Here is a 6,671-nt window from a genome sequence, read left to right on the forward strand (position 1 = left end):
GTCATTGAGCAGGGGCGCAACAAACGTAGAATGGAATGTGCTGGCGGTAAACCGCAGGCAGGAGAGTGTCACGTGGCATCTGGAACAGTAAAGTGGTTTAACGACGCAAAAGGTTTTGGCTTTATCACCCCGGACGACGGCGGCGAAGACCTTTTCGCCCACTACTCCGCAATCGCGTCAAGCGGTTTCAAGTCACTTCAGGAAGGGCAGAAAGTGACCTTCGAAGTGACCCAGGGGCCGAAGGGCAAGCAGGCTTCGAACATTCAGGCCGCTTAAGCTTCGTTCCGAACAATGGCTGTAACGCCTGAAGGGTTACAGCCATGTCCATTCCGCACTCCCTTATCAGGATGGCCCAAGATCACCTCGCCGGTCATGCGAAGTGACGTCATCGAGTTCCCTCGAACGGTGTTGTCGGCGACTTCGACCCCTTCGGGAAGCCAAACGCCCCCGAAGTTTCCGAAAACCCGACTTTATCGTTACCAAACAACCCAACTTTGCATTTGTAGAGGGAGGGACGTCCTTCTCAAGCGGCCTTGCCAATGCAATGTAATGCCCGGCGTGTAGCCGCCGAAGGAGATGCATCACGGCGACCCACTGTTCAACGAGTCGCCATCGCTTCCCGCTTTGTCGTTAGCCTCAGACAAAGAAAAGAGGATTGGCACAGATAGTGCCAATCTTTGTCATTGCGACGTTGGAGGGGTTATGGGATTGTGATCAGCCCCTTGACCGTAAGCGTGCTTCCATCATCTCTGCTGAGAATCAGGTCGTGCGCCCCGCTGTTCAGCGCCGGCAGCGATACGGTAAGCGTATTCTCGTCCACCAGAGTTGTATTACGGGGGTGGAGTCCACACTGACCGTGGTGGTGCTGTCGAAGCCGCTGCCGCGCAGCTGGATAGTCCCCCCTGAAACAGGCTGAGCCGAACCCAGGTGTCCCACTGAAAGCGGCGCCTGACCCATGTCCACTACGGTCAGACCGGCATCGGTGAGTAGGAAGATTTTCCTGCCGCCCTCGTCTATAGCCATAGGATCGGCGACACTCTGTACCGTTTGCGTCTCGATCATGGTCCTGGCCTTTTGCAGCAGTTCGTAACAGTCCTGGCTCAAATGACGAACGTGAAGCCGGTATTGTCTAAAAATTCCTTTGACAAAGCCGTGCGCGAAACGTGAAGATACCGGCGCGCAGTTAAGACCAGTTCACCAAAAGGAGCACTCCCCATGACAGCGAGCGTCGGTATATGCATTCACCGTGACCGCAACAGCACTGACAAAATGCTCAATTCGTTCAAGGGCGTAAGACGGATGATCTTCGCCCTGTTGCTCGCAACCGTTTTGGTTCCTTCCTTCGCAGTAAATGCGTTCGGAATTACTAATGGCCAGCCAGATGGGACAGAACATCCGTACGTTGGCCTTGCTGACAATGGTCAGTTCGCCTGCTCAGGCACCCTGCTCTCGCCAACCATCTTCCTGACTGCCGCTCATTGTTTTGACCCGGGTGATCGCGTACAAATCACCTTTGACCCAAACGGCTTCTTCAATACAGAGCGGCTTTCGTTCTTCGGAACCTTTCACCCGGATCCAAACTTCTGCATTGGCTGCGAAGGTGGCCTCCCAGGTTTCGACACCCACGATGTCGCCATTGTTGTGATGGAATCTCCCGTCCCGACGAGCGTCGTCAGTACATATGGGCAGTTGCCGATGCAAGGGCTAGTGGACACGCTCGCAATGAAGACGGAGATCACGATCGTCGGTTACGGCGTGCAGAATTTCATAAGAGGTGGCGGACCGCCACAGCCAGGCGCCGTTTTCACCCGGTTCTTTGCGCCGAGCCTCTTAATCCAGAGCAATGACGTGATTCACGATGAATTTATCAAGCTCACAGCGAATCCAGCACAAGGGAAGGGTGGCACGTGTTTTGGCGACTCTGGTGGACCCAATCTTCTCGGAGGAACCAACATCGTTCTTGCAGTGAATTCGTTCTTGACCAATGGCAATTGCGCAGGAGTAACTTACTCATTTCGCATTGACACGCCGGAAGCCCTTGCCTTTATTCACCAATTCATTTAGTTCATTCGTTTCACGAAATCAGGGCCCCCGAATGCGGCGCCATAATGTAGCCGTTTCGTATGGGCAAACCCCATCACTTTGAGCTAGAGAGGTCTTTCGTGAAGAAAGAGAAAGGGACGAGGCCCCAGCGCATGGAGACCAACTCGCGCTCGCGGGTGTCGCGGCTGGCGCGGATGATGGGCTGCATGCTGGTGGGCGCGACATTGTAGTCCCACGGCGGCAGCACGAAGTCATCGACCTTGGTGGCGTAGAAGGCCTCGGCGATCTTCTGCTTGTCTGGCTTCATCTCAACCCTCACCGTGACTTAGATTCACTTTTTCAACTTGGCGTACTGCTCCTCGGTGAGGTTGAGCCAGATGGAGCCGCGGCCATTTTCGAGCGCGTATTCGAGCGCCTGGCGGTCTTCGAGTTTGCGCTCTGCAGCGAAGCGGTCGAAGAGCTCGCGGATCTTCGCGGCGTCGCGGAAGGTGAGCCTGCGCGGCAGCGGTGACTTGAGGTCGGCCTCGAGGAATTGGATGTGCCAGCTGTCGCGCAGCATGAAGTACAGGTAGACGCGGCGCGTCGGAGGCCGGCAACGTGTGCAATATCGCTCGCAGCCTGGGTGCGGAGGCGAAAGAGACACTTTGCAGCTGCAGCAGATCTGCCCGCTCAATCGCATCCTTGCCGTCGATCCGCGTTCTCCGCCCATGACCTAGACAGCATAGGCAAAGAAAAGACGAAACTGCTGCGGACTAGTTGTGGATGGATTTTGGGGCACAAGAGGTTGTGGTTTAGGAGCCTACTGATTGGGATTGGAGGTTTTGAACGGCTAATCCATCGGCTCCCGGTACCGCAATCGCTTCATCCCGCCGGCGTCGATGTCAGCTTTGATATCCTCAATTTCGGAGTCGGTTTCTATCGTGATAGCGAGCAATATCTGCACTGCGTCAGACCAACAAGGAAGAGTCCAGGGAGTACCAGAGCTGTCGACGATGACGTAGCTCCCTTCCCGGGGAGAACGAAGAACGCTAATAGCGTCGCTTTTCATTTGAGGCCTTCCGGATGCCGGAAGTTTACAACAAACACACTACTATTTCTTCCCGAGAGCTTTGCGGATGTTTGCGGCCATCACTCCGTGAGTGTGGACCAGTTGGCGGAGCCCACGGGATCTCCAACGGTGCCGACCTGCTCAGTTCGTCTCGCACGCAACGAGGAACAACGCTTCCGCCACGGCGCGCTTCGCCTTGAACCCAGACCGTCTGGCCACACCAGGGATGCCAGCGGTAGGTCACTTCTCGGGCGTAGGTTTTATGGGTGTCTTGTACCCCAGTTATACAATCACGAGCGTCCGCACGAAGGCCTGAACAATAAGACGCCTGGCAGTATCTATCAGCCTAGTTCCATGATGCTGCCGCGTGCCTTGATCGGCTATGTCTACCCTACAGGGTTTGTAATTCGCAGAGTGAATAACAGCGGAGACATCAGTTGGCACAAGGGCAGAGTGTTCGTCAGCCAAGTCTTACGCTTTGAAGATCTCGGCTTTGAACTTGTTGCGGAAGACTTCTACAAGGTTTTCTTTCGTGATGTAGAGATTGGAGAGTTCGACACAGAAGCCCTCCGGTTTAGACCTGTACAGGCTTTGCCTTGCTTTCCGGCGAAATGACCACTTGGGAAATAGGCCTGCGACTCGACGCTGTACAGTGGCTTTGTCATGAAAAAGTTCATTAACCGTCCCGAAGATGTCGTGGAAGAAATGATGCAAGGGCTGGCCGTGCTTCACCCAAGCTCGGCTCGTTTGTTGGGACACAAAGTGATGGTCCGTGCAGATGCGGAGCAAGCCCATGTCCAACAGGTCGCGGTAATCGCCGGCGGAGGCAGCGGGCATGAACCAGCGCACGCGGGCTACATTGGTGTTGGTATGCTGAGCGCTGCTGTGGTCGGAGAAGTCTTCACTTCGCCAAGCAGTGACTCGGTCTTCGCCGCGATCAAGGCGGTTTCGAAAGAGCCCGGTGCGCTTCTAGTGGTAAAGAACTATACCGGCGACCGGCTGAACTTTGGTCTGGCGGCGGAGATGGCGCGTGCTGAAGGTATTTCGGTCGAAATGGTGATCGTGGATGATGACGTTGCCCTGAAAGGAACGGGGCAGGCTACCGGTGCGCGCGGTCTCGCCGGCACTATTTTCATTCACAAACTGGTGGGGGCTGCCGCGGCTGAAGGCAAGAGCCTGGCCGATATAGCAGTAATGGGAAGAGCTGCAGTCGAGTCCCTGGCGACCATGGGCGTTTCGTTTTCTGCCGGAACTTCGCCTGCAGTCGGAAGACCCAGCTTTGAGCTCGGCGAGCATGAGATGGAGCTTGGCCTCGGTATTCACGGGGAACCCGGCGTGAAGCGGATGCGACTGCAGACTGCGGACGAGCTGACCGAGACGTTGCTGGCCGAAGTTCTGAAGTACGGAAGGTTCGGCGACGAGAAGCGCGTGGCAGTGATGGTGAACAATCTTGGCGCAAGTACGGAGATGGAGCTAGCGATTGTGGCCCGCCATGCGATGCGTTTTCTCGAAAGCAAGGGATTTACGGTGGAGCGGATGTATGCCGGAACATTTCTCTCCTCACTTGATATGGCGGGGATCTCAATCACCATTCTCGGTGTCAACGATGAGTGGCTGCGCTGGCTTGATGCCGTGACTACGGCTCCCGCATGGCCCAACGCGCTGAAACAACGCCCGGGCCAACCACAAGCGCAGATCGCAGGGGAGGTCAGCACGATAGTGAGCTCGCCGACTGGTGGGGGAGCGCAATCGGAGTCAGGCAGAAAAACAAAGCAGGCCATCGAGGCCGCGTGCAAGGCGCTGCTAGGCGCAGAAGGTGAGCTTACCGAGATGGACCGCGTTACAGGCGACGGCGACCTGGGCACCAGCATGGAGCGCGCGGCCAAGGCCGTGCAAGGTGCGGTAGGTTCGTATCCTTTGGAGGATGTTCCCGCTACGTTTAGAGCGATCGGTCATACCCTACGGCGCGAGTTGGGTGGATCATCAGGGCCGCTCTACGGGGTGCTTTTTCTGCGTTGCGGCAGCGTCCTGGAGAAATCGGGCGCAACGGGATTGGCGCAGTGGGCCGAAGCGCTCGGTCAAGGCTGCCGCGCCATCAGTGAATTGGGTGGCGCGAAGCCTGGCGATCGTACCATGCTGGATGCGCTCGATCCATTCGTGAAGGCTTTGAAGAAGGGGGTCGGCGGGAAGGCGTCGCGCGAGGCGATCATGGCCGCGGTTGAAGCGGCGGAACGCGGCGCCGAAGCGACGGCCCGAATGAGACCCCGTCTGGGGCGGTCGAGTTATCTTGGAGATCGGGTGGTCGGCTGTCCCGATCCAGGAGCGAAGGCGGTCGCCGTCTGGCTGCGTGCAGCCTCCGAGGCGCTCTTTGCACGCTAAGCCCTCAAGTCTAATCTTGGCAGGAATTCTTCGATGGAGGATACGCTGGGCAGCGAATAGCTCGAAGTTGCCGAAATGCCGACTTTCGAGGAACTTGCATTCTCGCGCGAATCCGTTTGAGCTTAGACACGAGCCTGTTAGTCTTTTCCACATGGATCTAACAACAATCCTCAGCCAAATAGATGCTCAGATTGCCGCTCTTCAACAGGCAAAGGCGCTCCTGACCAGTGCCTCCACATCCAGAAAAGTAGGCCGTCCTGCGAAAGCCGCTTCGCCTATTGTCAAGCGGACAAGGAAGCCTCTCAGTGCTGAGGCCAAGGCACGTATCGCAGCTGCACAGAAAAAGCGTTGGGCGAAGGCGAAGAAGGCTGGTCCAGCGAAGGCTGCGTCCGCGAAGACTGCCTGAGGTGTCAGTCCTGCCGCTCGGAACTCATGCAAAAACGATGAGGCATTGTTCCCTTAAAACGGTTTTGGGAAGTTGCCGATAACGAGACTTTGCGGGAGCTACCTATACTGTGGGCGAGACGTAGCGAGCGGTAGAACTCATTACCACGCATCGTCGGGCTGTAGCTTAGTGAGACATCCACCAGGAAGCCTCGGTGGTTCGACCGGAGACCAAATTGGGGAGCAGGGTCATACGCATTTAGCAATAAATTTAGCTCTCCGTCCTTATCAGATATCTGTTTTCCCGCAGATGTCGATGGAGGTTGGCCAAAAGGAAGAGGTATTGATCAAAGCCCGTCGCCATCAGTTTCATCACCCTTGCTCTCTTTCCCACTGCCGCCATGAGATAGCATTCTCTGCCCATGATTGAATAAAACTCAATGTTGTGCCGGTCCTTGTTTTGGCTTTGAAAGAATCCGGCGTAGAGAAGGATGTGCGCGCCGGCTGACTCCATCCAGAGAGGGTTCTTCGCGCGAGTCAGCTGCCTCATCATGAGTTCAGCGATCTGGGTCAGATCTGCGAACTGCCGGAAATCCAGATCGCTCGGGCTGTAATCAGGAGAAAGGATTTCCATCCGATCTACTGACTGCAGGCAAAAGTGACCAAGCACGCTTGCAAGATAGACGCCTGTAGAGTCGCAAATCTGGGACCACCGCTTACTTCCTATCTCTTCGTGGAGATGTGAGGCCCAGAAGTTAAGAGCTCGTTCTTCCGTGACTCCATACAGCTCCTCAAAATGGTGAGCAGATGGCATACC

Annotated in this window: 7 protein-coding genes; 4 read left to right on the top strand and 3 right to left on the bottom strand. The window is 56.1% G+C overall.

The window, feature by feature from the left end:
• Nucleotides 1–72: 72 nt before the first annotated feature.
• The gene (locus Q363_RS29590) at nucleotides 73–276 is read left to right on the top strand and encodes a cold-shock protein (protein WP_035356300.1); all 204 of its coding nucleotides are present in this window, start codon (nucleotides 73–75) and stop codon (nucleotides 274–276) included.
• A 939-nt stretch (nucleotides 277–1,215) separates the two neighbouring features.
• Nucleotides 1,216–2,064 (top strand): S1 family peptidase, encoded by an 849-nt coding sequence (locus Q363_RS37040; protein ID WP_051979523.1) that lies wholly within the window; start codon nucleotides 1,216–1,218, stop codon nucleotides 2,062–2,064.
• A 73-nt stretch (nucleotides 2,065–2,137) separates the two neighbouring features.
• On the opposite strand, the gene Q363_RS29605 is transcribed toward Q363_RS37040, so the two are convergent.
• Both Q363_RS29605 and Q363_RS29610 read right to left on the bottom strand, forming a co-directional pair.
• Nucleotides 2,138–2,350, bottom strand: coding sequence for an SOS response-associated peptidase family protein (locus Q363_RS29605; protein ID WP_035357888.1), 213 nt, complete (start codon nucleotides 2,348–2,350; stop codon nucleotides 2,138–2,140).
• A gap of 24 nt (nucleotides 2,351–2,374) precedes the next feature.
• Nucleotides 2,375–2,686, bottom strand: a complete 312-nt coding sequence (locus Q363_RS29610; RefSeq protein WP_245632556.1) for a hypothetical protein — start codon at nucleotides 2,684–2,686, stop codon at nucleotides 2,375–2,377.
• 759 nt (nucleotides 2,687–3,445) lie between these two features.
• On the opposite strand from Q363_RS29610, the gene Q363_RS29620 reads away from it, so the two are divergent.
• Both Q363_RS29620 and dhaL read left to right on the top strand, forming a co-directional pair.
• Nucleotides 3,446–3,706: a hypothetical protein gene (locus Q363_RS29620; RefSeq protein WP_035357894.1), complete on the top strand. Its 261-nt coding sequence runs from the start codon at nucleotides 3,446–3,448 to the stop codon at nucleotides 3,704–3,706.
• A 48-nt stretch (nucleotides 3,707–3,754) separates the two neighbouring features.
• On the top strand, nucleotides 3,755–5,470 hold the full coding sequence (dhaL, locus tag Q363_RS29625; RefSeq protein WP_035357898.1) for a dihydroxyacetone kinase subunit DhaL: 1,716 nt from the start codon (nucleotides 3,755–3,757) through the stop codon (nucleotides 5,468–5,470).
• 655 nt (nucleotides 5,471–6,125) lie between these two features.
• On the opposite strand, the gene Q363_RS29635 is transcribed toward dhaL, so the two are convergent.
• Nucleotides 6,126–6,671, bottom strand: a 546-nt coding sequence (locus tag Q363_RS29635; RefSeq protein WP_211256428.1) for a hypothetical protein, incomplete at its 5' end; no start/stop codon positions are given.

It is taken from the genome of Edaphobacter aggregans DSM 19364, assembly GCF_000745965.1.
In the GTDB taxonomy this organism is placed as follows: Bacteria; Acidobacteriota; Terriglobia; order Terriglobales; family Acidobacteriaceae; genus Edaphobacter; species Edaphobacter aggregans.

Bases quoted from the DNA above. Each gene is read 5' to 3' on its own strand.
- Q363_RS37040 (WP_051979523.1), top strand. From the start codon at position 1,216: ATGACAGCGAGCGTCGGTATATGCATTCACCGTGACCGCAACAGCACT.
- Q363_RS29605 (WP_035357888.1), bottom strand. From the start codon at position 2,350: ATGAAGCCAGACAAGCAGAAGATCGCCGAGGCCTTCTACGCCACCAAG.
- Q363_RS29620 (WP_035357894.1), top strand. From the start codon at position 3,446: ATGATGCTGCCGCGTGCCTTGATCGGCTATGTCTACCCTACAGGGTTT.
- dhaL (WP_035357898.1), top strand. From the start codon at position 3,755: ATGAAAAAGTTCATTAACCGTCCCGAAGATGTCGTGGAAGAAATGATG.